Annotated in this window: 13 protein-coding genes; all 13 read right to left on the bottom strand. The window is 41.4% G+C overall.

Going from position 1 to position 13,884, the window contains the following annotated elements:
* Nucleotides 1-149: 149 nt before the first annotated feature.
* Nucleotides 150-299 (bottom strand): anaerobic ribonucleoside-triphosphate reductase, encoded by a 150-nt coding sequence (gene nrdD, locus MXE38_RS04550; RefSeq protein WP_246912467.1) that lies wholly within the window; start codon nucleotides 297-299, stop codon nucleotides 150-152.
* Nucleotides 286-567: a hypothetical protein gene (locus tag MXE38_RS04545; protein ID WP_246912465.1), complete on the bottom strand. Its 282-nt coding sequence runs from the start codon at nucleotides 565-567 to the stop codon at nucleotides 286-288. The genes nrdD and MXE38_RS04545 overlap by 14 nt, the downstream gene beginning before the upstream one ends.
* A gap of 12 nt (nucleotides 568-579) precedes the next feature.
* Nucleotides 580-1,245, bottom strand: coding sequence for a hypothetical protein (locus tag MXE38_RS04540; protein ID WP_246912454.1), 666 nt, complete (start codon nucleotides 1,243-1,245; stop codon nucleotides 580-582).
* Complete coding sequence (locus tag MXE38_RS04535; protein WP_246912436.1) at nucleotides 1,229-2,296, bottom strand: reverse transcriptase/maturase family protein; 1,068 nt, start codon at nucleotides 2,294-2,296, stop codon at nucleotides 1,229-1,231. The genes MXE38_RS04540 and MXE38_RS04535 overlap by 17 nt, the downstream gene beginning before the upstream one ends.
* Before the next feature lie 256 nt (nucleotides 2,297-2,552).
* Nucleotides 2,553-3,047, bottom strand: a complete 495-nt coding sequence (locus tag MXE38_RS04530; RefSeq protein ID WP_246912433.1) for a four helix bundle protein — start codon at nucleotides 3,045-3,047, stop codon at nucleotides 2,553-2,555.
* A gap of 113 nt (nucleotides 3,048-3,160) precedes the next feature.
* On the bottom strand, nucleotides 3,161-8,713 hold the full coding sequence (locus MXE38_RS04525; RefSeq protein ID WP_246912429.1) for a hypothetical protein: 5,553 nt from the start codon (nucleotides 8,711-8,713) through the stop codon (nucleotides 3,161-3,163).
* Between the two features lie 3 nt (nucleotides 8,714-8,716).
* Nucleotides 8,717-9,358, bottom strand: coding sequence for a DUF2612 domain-containing protein (locus tag MXE38_RS04520; protein WP_246912425.1), 642 nt, complete (start codon nucleotides 9,356-9,358; stop codon nucleotides 8,717-8,719).
* Nucleotides 9,358-10,698 (bottom strand): baseplate J/gp47 family protein, encoded by a 1,341-nt coding sequence (locus tag MXE38_RS04515; RefSeq protein WP_246912422.1) that lies wholly within the window; start codon nucleotides 10,696-10,698, stop codon nucleotides 9,358-9,360. Before MXE38_RS04515 ends, MXE38_RS04520 begins: the two co-directional genes overlap by 1 nt.
* A complete protein-coding gene (locus MXE38_RS04510; RefSeq protein ID WP_246912409.1) occupies nucleotides 10,695-11,078 on the bottom strand; it encodes a hypothetical protein in 384 nt (127 codons plus the stop codon). Before MXE38_RS04510 ends, MXE38_RS04515 begins: the two co-directional genes overlap by 4 nt.
* A gap of 7 nt (nucleotides 11,079-11,085) precedes the next feature.
* The gene (locus MXE38_RS04505) at nucleotides 11,086-12,120 is read right to left on the bottom strand and encodes a hypothetical protein (protein WP_246912407.1); all 1,035 of its coding nucleotides are present in this window, start codon (nucleotides 12,118-12,120) and stop codon (nucleotides 11,086-11,088) included.
* Nucleotides 12,120-12,971 (bottom strand): hypothetical protein, encoded by an 852-nt coding sequence (locus MXE38_RS04500; protein WP_246912405.1) that lies wholly within the window; start codon nucleotides 12,969-12,971, stop codon nucleotides 12,120-12,122. The genes MXE38_RS04505 and MXE38_RS04500 overlap by 1 nt, the downstream gene beginning before the upstream one ends.
* A gap of 22 nt (nucleotides 12,972-12,993) precedes the next feature.
* Entirely contained in the window at nucleotides 12,994-13,323 is a 330-nt protein-coding gene (locus MXE38_RS04495; protein ID WP_246912403.1) for a hypothetical protein, read from the bottom strand.
* A gap of 14 nt (nucleotides 13,324-13,337) precedes the next feature.
* Nucleotides 13,338-13,880, bottom strand: a complete 543-nt coding sequence (locus MXE38_RS04490) for a phage baseplate protein (RefSeq protein ID WP_246912401.1) — start codon at nucleotides 13,878-13,880, stop codon at nucleotides 13,338-13,340.
* Between the last annotated feature and the right edge of the window lie 4 nt (nucleotides 13,881-13,884).

Raw genomic sequence — 13,884 nt, 5'->3', positions numbered from 1 at the left:
TATGATTTCTTTACAAGATTTAACTATTATGCGTGGCACGCTTATATATAAGCCATTCTTAGCAAATTTAGGTACAAGATAGGGACAAAATAGCCCCCGATTTTTAAGGGGCTATAATTTTTAATCTTATACCTTTTGCAACTTTTTGGCTATACTTTTAGGTGCTTAACACGGTCTAAACATTCAGCCTTTTTGCCGTTGTTAAATCTGTCCAGAGTTCCTACTAAGTAGCCAGTAATACGGCGAATGCGCTCAAAATGAACGCCCTCGCCTACCTTGCCGTCTTTATTCGGCTGCATCTTTTGGGCATACATCTTTATCGGCCTCCGTTTTAAAGTTATGCTTGCGTGTTAGCTCACTCTCGTAAGCAGTCTTACAATGGTCTTTGCCAAAAGGTCTAAACAAGAAATCTAACACAATGCGGGCCCAATCAGCATACCAGTATTTTAAACTATTACGATAGCAACGGCTGCTAAGTGTTTCATCAGGATTGCCACTAAAAAGAGTATTTGCTAATTGGTCAATTGCGATAAGTAAGTTAATCAGGTAAAGCTTAATAGCTGTCATATATAATTGTCCTTAGTTTAAATTTAGTCCAAGTTGTTTTACTGGTAAGATGTACTTATCACGTACAATCTTTTGCATAGCAGAGTATTTAGGCAAGATTTCTTTAATCATCTTTTCAGGTGATTCAAAAGAAGCTCTTAATAGAAGCTCGCCGCTCTCAGCATATTGCATTACAGCAGCGCCACGCTGGCCATAAGATTGCTTAGCTTCCTCAGTCATAGGAACAAGTCCAGCCTTATCAGCCATAAGAGCGCAAACGCCAAATACAGCAAACTCTACAAGCTGACCAGTTACGGCCAATTGGTCTAATGGGTCGCCTACAGTGGCCTCAATTTCCTTGCGTGCCTGCTGTTTCATAAACATGCAAGTTGTTTGAGTGCGTAAAGCCTGCTTAATGTCGTTAGATAAGTCTAGCTCTTTGTGAAAATCAATCTCACTATCTTGCATGGCCTCGATTTGGGTCATATCTTGCAAGTCAGGAAAAGACCAATATGAGCGCCCTCCCACTTCACCTAAATAAGTAGCAGGGTCTTTGACCTGCTCAGTCTCTTCACTTGCTTTAGCCTTGGTTTTGGCCTTGGTTTTAGCGACAGGCTGAATTAAAGAAGCATCAAACTTGTAATCTTTGGTTGTGCCTAATCGTCCAGTGGTAACAAGCTTTTTATTTGAGTAAATCATATTTAAAAGCTCCCTTAAACATAAATAAGCTTAAGTAAGGTAAATTAGAGCGTGTCAAACTAAGAAGCTTTTTGTAGCTGTTAGTGTGTTTTGCGTGCCCTAAATGTGATTGAATGGAATAGATATTTTGCTTGCGTAAGCTCTTCTTAAAGTTTCTTAAGCTAAGCTTGCGAATACGTCTTTTGTCTGGCCATGTATGAAAGCCAACAAAGTTAATACCATGGTTTACTGGCTGTATAATTGCTTTGCTAAGCTCTAATTTGAGCTCAGTCTTAAGAAAGGCCTCTATCTTGTCTTTAAGTTCTAAACACTGCTCTTTAGTTAGTCCAATTAAAGCCATATCGTCAACATAGCGCACGTATTGCTTAACTTTAAGCACTCTCTTTATATAGTGGTCTAATCGATTGAGGTATATAAGCCCGTATAGCTGTGAGAGCATAGCCCCCACATTTAGCCCTACATTGCTATCAGGGTTTACTAGTTTCATCATTAAGTTGACTATATCAGGGTCTTTAATAGTGTGGGCTATTGAATCCCTTAATATGGCGTGGTCTATAGAGTAGTAAAACTTTCTAATATCCAGCTGCAAATAGTAGCTATCTTTAGGAGATTGCTTTAGAAACTGCTGGCACCTGTTTGAGGCTCTTAAAGTGCCTTTGCCAATACGACAACCATAACTATCAAAGATAAAGCCTTTATCAAATACATTATAAAGAGCTCGATATATGGTGTGATGTAATACGTTATCAATAGCAGCAGGCTCAGTAATAAGGCGTTGTTTTTGGCCTGACTTACAAAAGATAGTGAACTGTGTACAGGGTTGCGGCTGGTATGTTTTGCTATCAAGTGCTTTCTTGAGTGCTTTTAGCTCGCAAGTGTGATTTATGTAGAAGTCATAATACTTGCGGCGGTATCGCTTATTTTCTAAGCAGCTTAATAGGCCAGTGTATAAGGAATTGTAGGAGGTGAGTTCTTTGTAGTTTGGGCAAGCTTTAATATGATTGTTAGAAAGCTCGCCCGTTTTGTTTTGGTTAGTCATAATATTACTCATAACTAACACACGTTATATAATCCCTATTTATCCTAGTATCATAGTTGGCTAGGTATTAGGCCGCAGCGCGAAAGCCCCAGTTGGTGTTGCTGTTCGTCCAGTCATTGCTGTTGTTGAGGTTGCGATAGAACACGCCAGCGTTAGTAGTGTTCGACCACATACCGCCACAGCGCAGGAGAGCAGTGGGCCAAGTGGAGTTCCAGTTCGCATACGCTTGCTTATATAACGTTGTTAGTATTTTAACTTAAAATTGTTGTTATTGTTTAAGGTTTTTGATATAAACACCTAAAATTGCGCCCAGCTTGTTAATTTGGGTGCTTACAGTGTCATATCTTTTGATTGCTCTAGCAATGCTTTCTTGTTTACCGTTCTTTGGAGGCTTTTTTAAATAGCCTAGTTCATAGTAATCAAACCAAAGCACTCTTAGCAGCTCTATTAACGCATCAATTTCATATAGCCTATTTTTGTTCTTGCTCTTCTTATAGCGAATATATTCTTTTAATAGGGCTGTCATGGTGTTTCTAATATCTAGTATGAGGCCTTGACGCTCATAATTAGGGCCCCACCTAAAATACAGTGCTGATTGTTTTCTAAGCTTGTGTAGCTCCATATCAAAGTGAGATTTTAAAGGGTTAAAGGCTGGGTGCGCTTGCGGGATGACAGGTTGAGGGCTAAAAGATTGTTGTTGAGGTGCTTGCGGTTGCTGTATATCACAATTAGTGTTTGATGTAAAGTTATTAAAATTATTCATGTATTTTTGATCAGTAGGAATTAAAAAAAGAGCCCCTTATAGAAATATATAAAGAGCTTTTGAGATAGATTTAAAGTTAATTAGATTGTGGTCGCCGCTTTCGCGGCTCTAGACTAGATTCGGGCTACTGGGCCATAGGCCGCAGCGCGAAAGCCCCAGTAGGTGTTGCTGCTCGCCCAGTCATAGCTGCTGCTGAGGTAGCGATAGAACACGCCAGCGTTAGTAGTGTCCGACCACATCCCGCCACAGCGCAGGAGAGCAGTGGGCCAAGCGGAGCTCCAGTACGCATACGCATAATCTTTACCAAATTCATTAATGGCACTGGTTTGCTTTACTGCTGGGAAAAGGCCGCAGTATGCACGATTTATGCCATTTTGATTAGTAAAGAAAGTATTGCTAGTAGCATGACCCCAGTAAACAGTGTTGCCATTGTTAATCGATGATACTGATAAAGATGGCGGGGCGCTTTGCTTGTCGTATAAAGTAGAATTATCGCTTTGTACGTTGTCTTTTGTAAATTGTGTAATTGATACACTATCTTTTACAACAAAAAACTTGCTAACGTTAGATGATGCATTGTGAATAATAACGCCTAAAGCAACCTCTTCTAAAAGGCCGTTTAAGTCAGCAATGCCGCATGTTTGCCCGTTATGAGTGGTGCGTTCAAAGTGATTAGCGCCGCCTGTATTGCCTTTTTGAGCGATTTTAGTATCGCTGCATTCGTACAATATTTCTTTGTCGTCAGTATCTCCCAGCGCATTGTTATTGCAGCCTTTAGGATAATTAGTAGTTCCTGCTTCATCATACCAAGCGCAATTATCTTTAGAAGTTGCATGTAAGCCGTGCACATATGAAAGCATAGCTAAAGCAGAGTACATGAAGCCACTTGCGCAAGTGCCCTTGTTTTGGGTCATCTTTTTTGCAATTGTAATTGCATCATAGGCACGACCCTCGCACTCGGTATTTAGGTCGCTATCCTTAGAAGGTGCATCGGTGCCTGAGCTAGTAAGAGAAATAGCAATAGCGTTCTTAACTGACTTATTGCCCTTGCTAACCAAGTACTTAGTAATGAAAAAGCCTTCTTTAGCCTCGCCGCCGTCAATAAAGGCACGGTGCAAAATGTACTTTGCTTCATTAGCTTTTGTTTCGTTATAGTTAAATTCAGCAAAAGACTTGATTGCAAAAGCCGATGGCGATTTAGCTGCAATTTCGTTGCCTATTTCAGCCTTATCAAAGCTATAGCAGAATGCAGGCACAAACACGTATACATTATTGTTGCTATCTACATAGTTACCAAAATTAGGGCTTGTTTGAATGGTTGTTCCGTCCATTGCGCTTAAGCCCAAATGCTCTAACAAGTGAGCAGGGGCAACACCAACACCAAAGCCAGCAGCTCCCGGGGTTCCAATGCCTGAAACTGTGCCAGTTTTGAACACTGTTGTAAGTGTTTTGCTTTCGGCTTGGGCTTCGGACTTGGTTCCATAGGCTTTAATATTTAACGTATAGAAGGTTTCGGCTTCTAAAAGCTTAGGACATCTAATTGAGGTTAGATGTTTGGTATCTTGCAATGATTCCCAAACGGTCACATTGTTAGAAACGTCCTTAATTTGCCAATCGGTCTTAGTGTGGGTGAACTGCTGAGGGCCAAAGTTTAAACTAATATTAAACGATGGGAACATATAAGCATCAAATTGGCCGCCTTGGATAAAGTCCAATAATACTAAGATGTTCTCATTGATAGTGATGCGGCGGGTTCTAGTGGCTGATAATGGTGTTTCATCGTTATCTTCACTATTGCCCTTATAAAATACTTGATATTCGATATCGTCACTATCGCTAATTTCATAAGAGTTAACTCTAGTTATTTCATAGTTGCCAGTTGAAACTACAGCAGTGGTAAATTGGTCTACATAGTCGCTATTTGTCTTATTGTAGACTTTTACACGCAAGTGGGTTGCTGCTTGCTTTTCTGGTCTGGTATGTAGCTGAGGGGTGCTAAATTCAAAGCGCAAGCTAGTGCCTGCTCTATCAATATTAGCATTTAACAAAGTCGGTGCATTGTTATCATAAAATTGTTCTTGAGTGGTTAAAACAATCTCATACCAAGGGCCCCAGCCGCTCACTAAAGCTTGGAAGCGAACAGCAAAAATATAGCTAGTTGAAACTTCTAGCTTGTTGTTAGGTACCTGAATAAAGGTTTTATTGTGGGTATCGCTTAAGCTAGACCAAATTACGCTACGGTCTTCGGCTTTCATAATCTTCCAGTCTGTAGCACTGTGATTGTCGCCTGATACTCCGCTTGTATTAACAAAGCTTGATGCTGTTAATAATGGGGCTTCATATACGCCGCCCTCGTCCTTTTCTACATTCAAAGCAGGCATTGCGACGGGGCTAAATGTTTCTAAGGTAGTAAAAGAGAGTTCAGAATAAGCGCTATAGCCGTGATTTTCGCCCTTATAACGTACCTTTAGCTTATAGCTGGTGCTAGTCTTTAGCTTGCCTTTTGGCACCTTGATAGAAGTCAGGTTAGAGCTATCGTCTTTTGAGCTCCAAACTTCTTCGGTGCCGCCCTCGTTGTAAATAATCCAATCTGAGCAAGAATGTGTGTCGCTTTCTGTAGAAGGTACTACAGTAAAAGCGCCGCCGCTAATTACAGGCTGCTCACCTACGCTATTAGGCATGCCAGGCAAGTTAATTACAGGCGCTTTGATGTAAGTAAAGGTGCTATTAGTGCTAAAGTCTAAAGAAGCCCACTCAGACCAGCCAAAGCTTGCGCCTTGATGTCTGATAAATACCTTGTAAGCTGTGCTTAGCTGTAAGATGCCTTTAGGCATGGTAATGCTAAGCAAATCGCCTTGCCCTGTCTGTACTGTTTTAGTCCATACGTTGCTATCTGGAGATGCTGCTAAGGTTACTTTAATCTCTGTAGCTTGATGGGTGTCAACAGTGCCAGAGCTAGAAACATAGGCAAAAGCAGAGCTTGTAAAAGTTGGTGTTTCTAATACGTCGGTATTTCCTGAGACAGTGCCAGCAGAGATTTTAATGGTAGGTGTTTGAATATAGTCAAACGCCGCCATTGTTGTGCCACGCACTTCAATCCAGTTTGTAGGGGCTAAATTAGTGCCGTGATATCGCATTCTAAAGCGGTATTCTGTGCTTTCTGTTAGCTTGCCTTGTGGCACTGTGATTGAGGTTAGATGCTCTTTGTCTTTTAGAGATGCCCAGATTGAAGTTTCGCCTTCTACGCTTTTAATCTCCCAGTCTGTAGCGCTGTGTGTGTCCTGAGTTTCGTTGTCAGAGTACACAGTAAAAGGACTTCCAGACAATACAGGGGTTTGCGGTATCTTATTTGGGTGGCCTGAAACTGTTAAAGTAGGCTCATTAATATAGGCTAAAACATCGTGGGTTGTTGCTTCTGCTGTTGCCTTGCCTGAGGTGCCATGTTTAGCACCTGTATAGGAAACTTGAAAGCGATAAGCTGTTGACGGCTCTAACAATCCAGCAGGAACTCTAAAAGAAGTTAAGTTCTTAGTGTCGTTAGCTTCGTTGTAAATCTCCGCACCTGTATCTAACTTTGTGATAGTCCAATGTGAGCTTGTATGGGTATCAGTTTCGCCAGTGTCTGAAACAACATTAAAAGCAGAGCCAGTTAATAGCGGTGCCTCTCTTACATCATTTGGAGCGCCTTCTACTGTGAGGGTTGGAGTTTCAATATAAGTGAAATTCTCTTTAGTAGTTCCTAACACTTCCGCCCGCTCACTAGCCCCATACTTTTTGCCTCGATAGGCAACAGTAAACAAGTAAGTTTCATTAGTGCGTAATACGCTTTTAGGCACTGCTATTGAGGTTAGATTGCGTGCATCATTTTTTGAGCTCCAAACCTCTTCATTTCCTGATTGGTCGAAAATAATCCAGTCGGTGCTAACGTGGGTATCAGTGGCACGGCCTTGCGGTAACACAGTGAAAGCAGAGCCTTGCAAAGTTGGAGCCTCTGGGACGTTATCAGGTGCGCCGTTAACTGTTAATACAGGCTTTGCAATATGCTCGAATTTTTCAGCAGTAATAAAGCCCTCTTCTGACCATGCTGAGCTATAAATATAGCCATGATACATAGCTCTAACACGGTAAGAAGTGCCAGTGTTAAGCAAGTTATTAGGCATGGTAATGGTTCGTAAGTGTTGTTTATCCTCTAAGGATTCCCAGATAACACGCTTATCTAAATCGACCACTTGCCAAGATGTTGACTTATGGTCGTCTTTTGCGCCTGTTGTAGTAATAAGTCTAAAGATAGAGCTATTAAAGGTTGGTGCGCCTAATACTTGTAAGCCGTCGTTTTCTACGCTAATGGTTGGTGTTTCAACATAGGTAAATTTTGGGGCTGTGGTAAAGTTATGCACGCCAAAAGCAGACCAGCCATAGCGCTCGCCCTTATAACGGACGGTTAATTCATAGCTAGTATTTTCTTGCAATACGCCACGGGGAATAGTCCAGCTTGTTAAGTTAGCTCTGTCTTCTTCGGTGTCGTAAACAACCTTATTATCATGAATAGTGCGTAATACCCATTGCGATGCATAATGGCGGTCAGTTCCGTCAGTAGTACTAAAAGCATTGCATACTACTCTAGGGTTTTCAGTAACTTCGGCCCCGCCCTCAATTGATACCACTGTAGGGGCTGTTACGCCTACATCCTCGCCTGTAGTAAAGTATACAGTTTCAGACCATGAACTATAGCGGCCCCATTCTGTATAATCACGGGCTCTTAGCATGTACTCGGTTCTAGGCTCTAATCTGTTTTCATAGGTTAGAGCATAACGGTCAGAGTTGCGTTTTAATGATACTGCGTTGCGCCAATCGCCGTCAGTGATTTTAGTGATTTGGAACTCTCTGTACTCTCGATGCTCAGGGTCAGAGCCTTCAAAAGCACTGTTAAAAGGCTTGCCAGCAGCCTCTAAAAGTACGCTAACACGCTTGCCATTATTAGCAGGTGAAATAACCGAAACAGGCTTAATAACATAATCACCAGAGCCGCCCCCGCTTGTTCCTTGAGATTTAACCAGCTCACGAACAGCGGCCATGGTTGGGAACTCTTCATCTTTAACGGCGCTTGCGTCTGGTGTTGTGCCTGTATAAGAAGGCAACTTAGCTAGCTTTACAACGCCTTTAAAGGTATTAGCGCCGTTAAAAGTGTTGTCTTCTTCCAAGCTAGCAATATCAGTTAAATCAATGTTGATATTGCCGTTTTCGTCTGGTTCAATGCCGTTAATAGATTTTAGATTAATTAAGAGCTTCCAATAGTCAGCCGATGCGGTTGAATCAGGTGTATGGCCTTGATTGTCTGCTCTAAGAGATTGATATAAGTCGCCTTTATACATCACAATTGCAAAGCGCTTATATGAGATATTGGCCTCATACTGATAAAAGCCGCCTTGCTGCATAAAATAGATGTTATCGCCTAAGAGCTTAAACAAGGCATTAAAAGCAGTTCGCTTTGGAGGCAATCCGCCCTCTTCCTCTGGTCGCTCTGTTAAGTGAGGGAATAAGTAATCTAGCGATAACTCTGCACTTTTGGCCGTATCAACTGTTTTCGGAATTTCCTCGGTTTCGGCATTAGCGCCTAGTGGAGATTCCCAGATTTGAGGGTTTTCAATTTTAGAATAACTTGCCATGTTTTACCTCTGATAAAAAGGGCCGTCGTTAAATCCTGTATTGTTATCAGCGTTAAAGCCTAAGTATTGTGCGCCATTAATAACAATATCCAGCTTTACGCCTGATGGTATTGGTGGTAAATCACCTAATAGCAGCATGTTCTTTTGATAGTCTTTTAAAGGGCCTGAGCAGGTTAATTTAAGATGCATTGGAGCGATTCTAGTAAGACTAACTTTGCATTTAGGTAGTAATTGAGCCAGCAGGGCGTTAAGCTCTGCTAAGCTGCCGTTAGTAATGTTGGCTGCGGCTTTTACTTTGATATAGAGCCTATAAGCATCATCACTTAAAGCTAATTTTGTTTTGCGCTTGCCTTTATAAAATTGAGCCTGGTCAAAGCCTTTAACAGCTTCCACGCCTTTAGCCTTAAAGCCCAGATAAGGAACACCTATAGAAGTGACCATTTGAGCGCTTCTAGAAATACCCACAATGCGCCCCCATGTATCCAAGCCCACGCCTTTAGCGGTATCGATATCAAAGACATTTTTGTAAAAGGTTTGTAAGTCCTTTTGTGTTCCTAACACCTCAGCTAAACCAAAGATTAAAGCCATTAGCCTTGGACTGCTGCTATATTGGCTAAGAATAGTTTCTCTTATATCAAGTGGCATTATTCTTTAACCTCGCTAGCGGCGCTTTGCCCATGAAAGAATGGAGCTTGTTCAAAGCCTGTAATATTAGGGTTATCGCCCTTAAAGCCAAATGAATCGCCCTCGTTAGCAATAATTTCAGGTTTCCAAGTGATTGCAATATCATCTAGGCTTAAAGTAGGGCATGTATCAATAGGAATGGATAAACTTTCTTTTAGCGCTTCACTTCCGTGCCATTTAAGCCGAATGCGCATTACTGTATTAATGCCTTGCGCAATTAATGGAGCATAGAAGCGGGAACTATACAAATCATCACCCATAACAACTCTAGTTATAGGCGTTGCGCTATAGATTTGAGCTTGTTTTGTGCCGTAAAAGTTATTGTAGATTATGCTTTTAATCAGCTCTTCTGCATTAGGGGGTAATAGGTCAGATTTTCTAATATCAATCTCAACACAAATAGCACGCTCATGAGGTCGACTAAAGCGTATTTTGTCTTTAGCTTTAGTGATTTTGTCTTTAATCTCAATCTCAGTGCTTCCAGTATAAGCACACCCTGCGCTAATAGAGTTATACAAAGCATTTGCTATTTCATTATCATTGCCGCCTAATACGCATGCGTATACGCTATGCGCTTTGATTTCAACGCCGTCTATATAAGTGTTTTGGTCGGTGCGATTTTGTCGCATACATACAGCTATCACGCCGTCTAAAGCAGCGATTTTGCTGTAAGCACTTTGTATAGAAGAGCGGGAATTATAGGCAACTGACTTGTATCTTCTATTCTCAAAAGCCGCTGCGCTCTCTTCATCTTGACCAACAATAGCCGCATTTTCGTTGTTAGCAGTGTCCCAGCCTGAAACAGTAGTAATGATTTTGGTTAGACTGTTTGGAGGTGCTGCTATAGGGCCTGTTTGATTGCAACAAAATTCTAACTCTACAAAGCCATTAGCTTTAATCGAATCGCCTTTAATGCAAGACCATTTAGAATTATCAAAAGTAGATAAGAGCTGCGCACCAGTTGGAACAAATACATCAGCCTTGCCAGTGCATTTAATTACAGCTTTAGATGCTATTGCCTTATGACGTTCTAAGTAATAGAGTTTACCTAAAGCATCTTGCCATATACCTTGAGATTTAAGCGGGTTAAACATATTGGCCAGATATAAGATATCGTTATCCTTCTGCACTATTAAGGCCGTAATACTGTCGATAAGCTGCCCTTGTGGGGTGCTGGGGTCGGTGTTTATAATACCGCCGCCGTTCGTTTTAAAGGCCTCAATAAACACGGCTCGCACCTGCTCTCTAACCTCTTCAACCTCGCTAGCATACACACCTGCGGCATCATCAAAATTAATCATTGCTCACCTTGTGCCATGTCAAATGAATCATCAAAAACCCTAACATTTCCATTCACAGTTAAACACTGCATGGCTAAAATTAGAGCTCGGTTTTCTATAGTGAAACTCTCAACATCTGCATCTAAAACGCCGTCCACGCTCTTAGCTGTGTTGATTAGCTCAGACCTTACTAAGGATTCAAAAGGGGTAACACCTAAAACAATGTCACGATATGGAATGCCTTTGCTAGGCTCGTAATAGCTATCATTAGTAAAGAGCCTAAGAGCACAGGCAACATCTTGACAAATAGCAGCATCTTCGTGACATGTTTGCAGGTTGCCAAAATCATCTAGACAAATGTCCCAGTTGTTATTTAATTTGATAGAAGTCTTTTGTGCCATAACTCACCTATTGAGGGCCTCCAGTCATATCAGGGCCGCCCTTTACGCCGCTATGAACATGGCTCTTAAGACTAATACCGCCGCCAATTGCATCTATATCTGCTGTAATAGTGCGTAATGTGTGGATATCGTTATAGAATACAGCACCATTAGAGCTGCGTGTATTAGCAGAGCGCATGCCGCCGCCTTGAGATAAACCGCCCGCAATGCTTACATTGCCAGTAAAAGACGCTTGTGGCGTGTCAAAAGTGATTGAGGGGGCTTTTAGTGTAATAGAGCCGCCTGCCTCAACAGTGATAGAGCCGCCTGCTTTAACGTTTATTGAGCCGTCAGCATTGATGGTAATATTGCCGCTAACCTTATGAGAGCTATTGCTTTTAATAGTAATAGAGCTATCGCCGTCAATAGTTATGGTATTAGTGCCCTTAATGGTTTGAGTGTGGTTTGCGTCTATTTGCTCTTCTTGGTTTTGGCCAATGTGAATAAGGCGGTTTTCTAAAGCCTCTTCATCTAGGGTCTTATCTGTTTCTACTCTGATGCCTTCAGGGCCTCGCTCTTTAATAGTCTTATCTTGCCTAAGCACTATATAAACCTCTGGGGTTTTAGTGTGTATGCTGTCATGCACAACGGCATCAGACTGACTAAACTGCCTAAAGCTACCAGCGTTCACGGGCTCGGTTGTTTGGTCGTTAATAGTGCTAATATCATTCTTGTTAATTGACACTGCAACTATATCATTTGGCACGGGGTCGATAATTACTGCTGCGATACCATGTTGATATCTGGTGTGCGGTATCTTTGGAATGGATACCATTTCTAAAGCAGTGCCCTCGGTATCGGTCTGACTAATAAGGGGTGTGATAGAAACTGTTTTGGCCCCTGCATTCTCTTCTGTGCTTTCGCAAGTGTCGATACGGGCAATTAAATTGGTCTGAATGTCCTTTCTAATTTGCTGCTTTACTAAGAAGTTGATTTGATTAGTGGGGCTGGTATTGTCATACCCTCCCCTTGTTCCTTGTCTTTGGTTTTCATCAATAGCCATTAGATAAACTTTCCAATCTCACCACTTAAATGCGGATAATAGCCAGTTACTTCACTCTCCCAGCTTGCATCGCTAGGCATGTTTGCTTGTAACTTATGATTAAGCTTAACAACTCGCCATGTTCCGCTTGCTTTAGGTATGAGGCTTTCTAATTTAAAAAGACCTGCAAAACGCAATGCAGGGTTATAAACACACCTAAAAGAAATGCCGTCGTTGCCTATTGAGGGGCTATCTAAAAGGCCGCTTTGTGCATTGATTAGCACTGCGTTGCCTTTTCTGTTGCCATTACGTGGCATTAAAATTAGGTCGTTATCATCAATGATTAAATCAGCGCCTGCTTGGTCGCATGCCTGTCTAGCCTTTTCAATTGGAGAGCCTGAAAAGGTGCCGTTCATTAGTTGAGTGTTTACACCCTCGTTAATAAAATTAAGCTCAGCTAATTGCGCTTGACTAGAAACAAAGTCAGCCAATGGCATGCTATCAGTTAAAGACATTGGCCCTTTAGCGTCAACACGTCCCCAGAATCCAACCTCAGCGCTTAACTTTAAAACCATTTCAGGGCCATTTAGAGCGCCGCTTGATTCAGTGATAGAGCCTGCAAAGATTTGACTGAGGTTAGCAGGGTCGTCACCTGCAAAGATATTGATAAAGTCTCTTTGTACTTTGAACGGATTAAAGGCTAAAGAAGTGAATCTCTCAACACGGTCTAAATCAAGTCCGTATATCTCAACCGACGCTTTAGCAAAATCAGGTGGCCCAAGCTTTTCGACATTAACACTCATAGCCAAATTAGTGATAATGGTAGAGTTTGAGCCGTCTTTAAATGTGCCTGATTTTAAAGTTAATTGCACAGCCAAATAGTGAGGTTTAAAACTACTTATGCCCATATTCCTTTAACTCACTTTCAGTCAAATAATAAAGTTGGTAGCGACTGCCCAAACCTGAATACTCTGGTATTTGCTGTTCTAAAGCTGGTTTGTCGTTGTCAACAATGTACAAAGCACCTTTAAATAAATTGTTAGATACAGTGATAATTGACGTTAAAGGGCAAACAAGCGCACCTCTTTGAACGGCCTCGCTAGCAACATACAAATCTAAGTACATATAAACATCACGCTGATAAATGTTGATAGTGCAGTTTTGGCCAGCTAACACTATATTAAATTCTTGGTTAGGTATAGCAGATAAAGGAATACGCACCATAAAACACCTCTTAACTAGCCAAAAATCTTACTTGAAATACCACTTAAAGCAGACTCTTCGCCGTTCTTTTGGCCTGTTTGTTTTTTCTTTGCTATTTTGACGTTAGTATATTGCTGTTCTACTTCTTTAATTTCGACCAGCCCTATATCAAAATAGATGATATTTACACCGTCATCAGGTTTTCTAGAATATGAGACGCTTTCAATGTTATAGCCTTTAAACACTGTTTCAGGCGTGATAAGTGTTAGCAAACTCATATCACCAGATAAGGCTAATAGCTTTTCGGTTATGGGCTGCCTTTCACTGTCAGAGCCCGCAAAAGCAGCGTTTAGGCTAATCATAGTAGGGCCTATAGATTTGTTATAAGTAGCAAAGGCTGATTCAGTAGGGGCGTTAATAACCTTATTGGTGCTATCAACATCAATAGACATGATAGAAGTAAAGTTAATTACGCTGCCGTCCTCTAAAACTAAAGCCCAGTTATTACCTTTATTGTTGCCTTTTTGAAATTGCAGACTTGATAAAAAGCCGTTCTTTTGCAATGGCAATAGGCTCATAAAT

Source organism: Anaerobiospirillum sp. NML120448, assembly GCF_023050945.1.
In the GTDB taxonomy this organism is placed as follows: domain Bacteria; phylum Pseudomonadota; class Gammaproteobacteria; order Enterobacterales; family Succinivibrionaceae; genus Anaerobiospirillum.
The sequence above is the reverse complement of the archived record's forward strand: the minus strand, read 5'-3'. Positions and strand labels throughout refer to the sequence as shown.

Coding starts and splice junctions, on each gene's coding strand:
- nrdD (WP_246912467.1), bottom strand. CDS start 299: ATGCAGCCGAATAAAGACGGCAAGGTAGGCGAGGGCGTTCATTTTGAG.
- MXE38_RS04545 (WP_246912465.1), bottom strand. CDS start 567: ATGACAGCTATTAAGCTTTACCTGATTAACTTACTTATCGCAATTGAC.
- MXE38_RS04540 (WP_246912454.1), bottom strand. CDS start 1,245: ATGATTTACTCAAATAAAAAGCTTGTTACCACTGGACGATTAGGCACA.
- MXE38_RS04535 (WP_246912436.1), bottom strand. CDS start 2,296: ATGAGTAATATTATGACTAACCAAAACAAAACGGGCGAGCTTTCTAAC.
- MXE38_RS04530 (WP_246912433.1), bottom strand. CDS start 3,047: ATGAATAATTTTAATAACTTTACATCAAACACTAATTGTGATATACAG.
- MXE38_RS04525 (WP_246912429.1), bottom strand. CDS start 8,713: ATGGCAAGTTATTCTAAAATTGAAAACCCTCAAATCTGGGAATCTCCA.
- MXE38_RS04520 (WP_246912425.1), bottom strand. CDS start 9,358: ATGCCACTTGATATAAGAGAAACTATTCTTAGCCAATATAGCAGCAGT.
- MXE38_RS04515 (WP_246912422.1), bottom strand. CDS start 10,698: ATGATTAATTTTGATGATGCCGCAGGTGTGTATGCTAGCGAGGTTGAA.
- MXE38_RS04510 (WP_246912409.1), bottom strand. CDS start 11,078: ATGGCACAAAAGACTTCTATCAAATTAAATAACAACTGGGACATTTGT.
- MXE38_RS04505 (WP_246912407.1), bottom strand. CDS start 12,120: ATGGCTATTGATGAAAACCAAAGACAAGGAACAAGGGGAGGGTATGAC.
- MXE38_RS04495 (WP_246912403.1), bottom strand. CDS start 13,323: ATGGTGCGTATTCCTTTATCTGCTATACCTAACCAAGAATTTAATATA.
- MXE38_RS04490 (WP_246912401.1), bottom strand. CDS start 13,880: ATGAGCCTATTGCCATTGCAAAAGAACGGCTTTTTATCAAGTCTGCAA.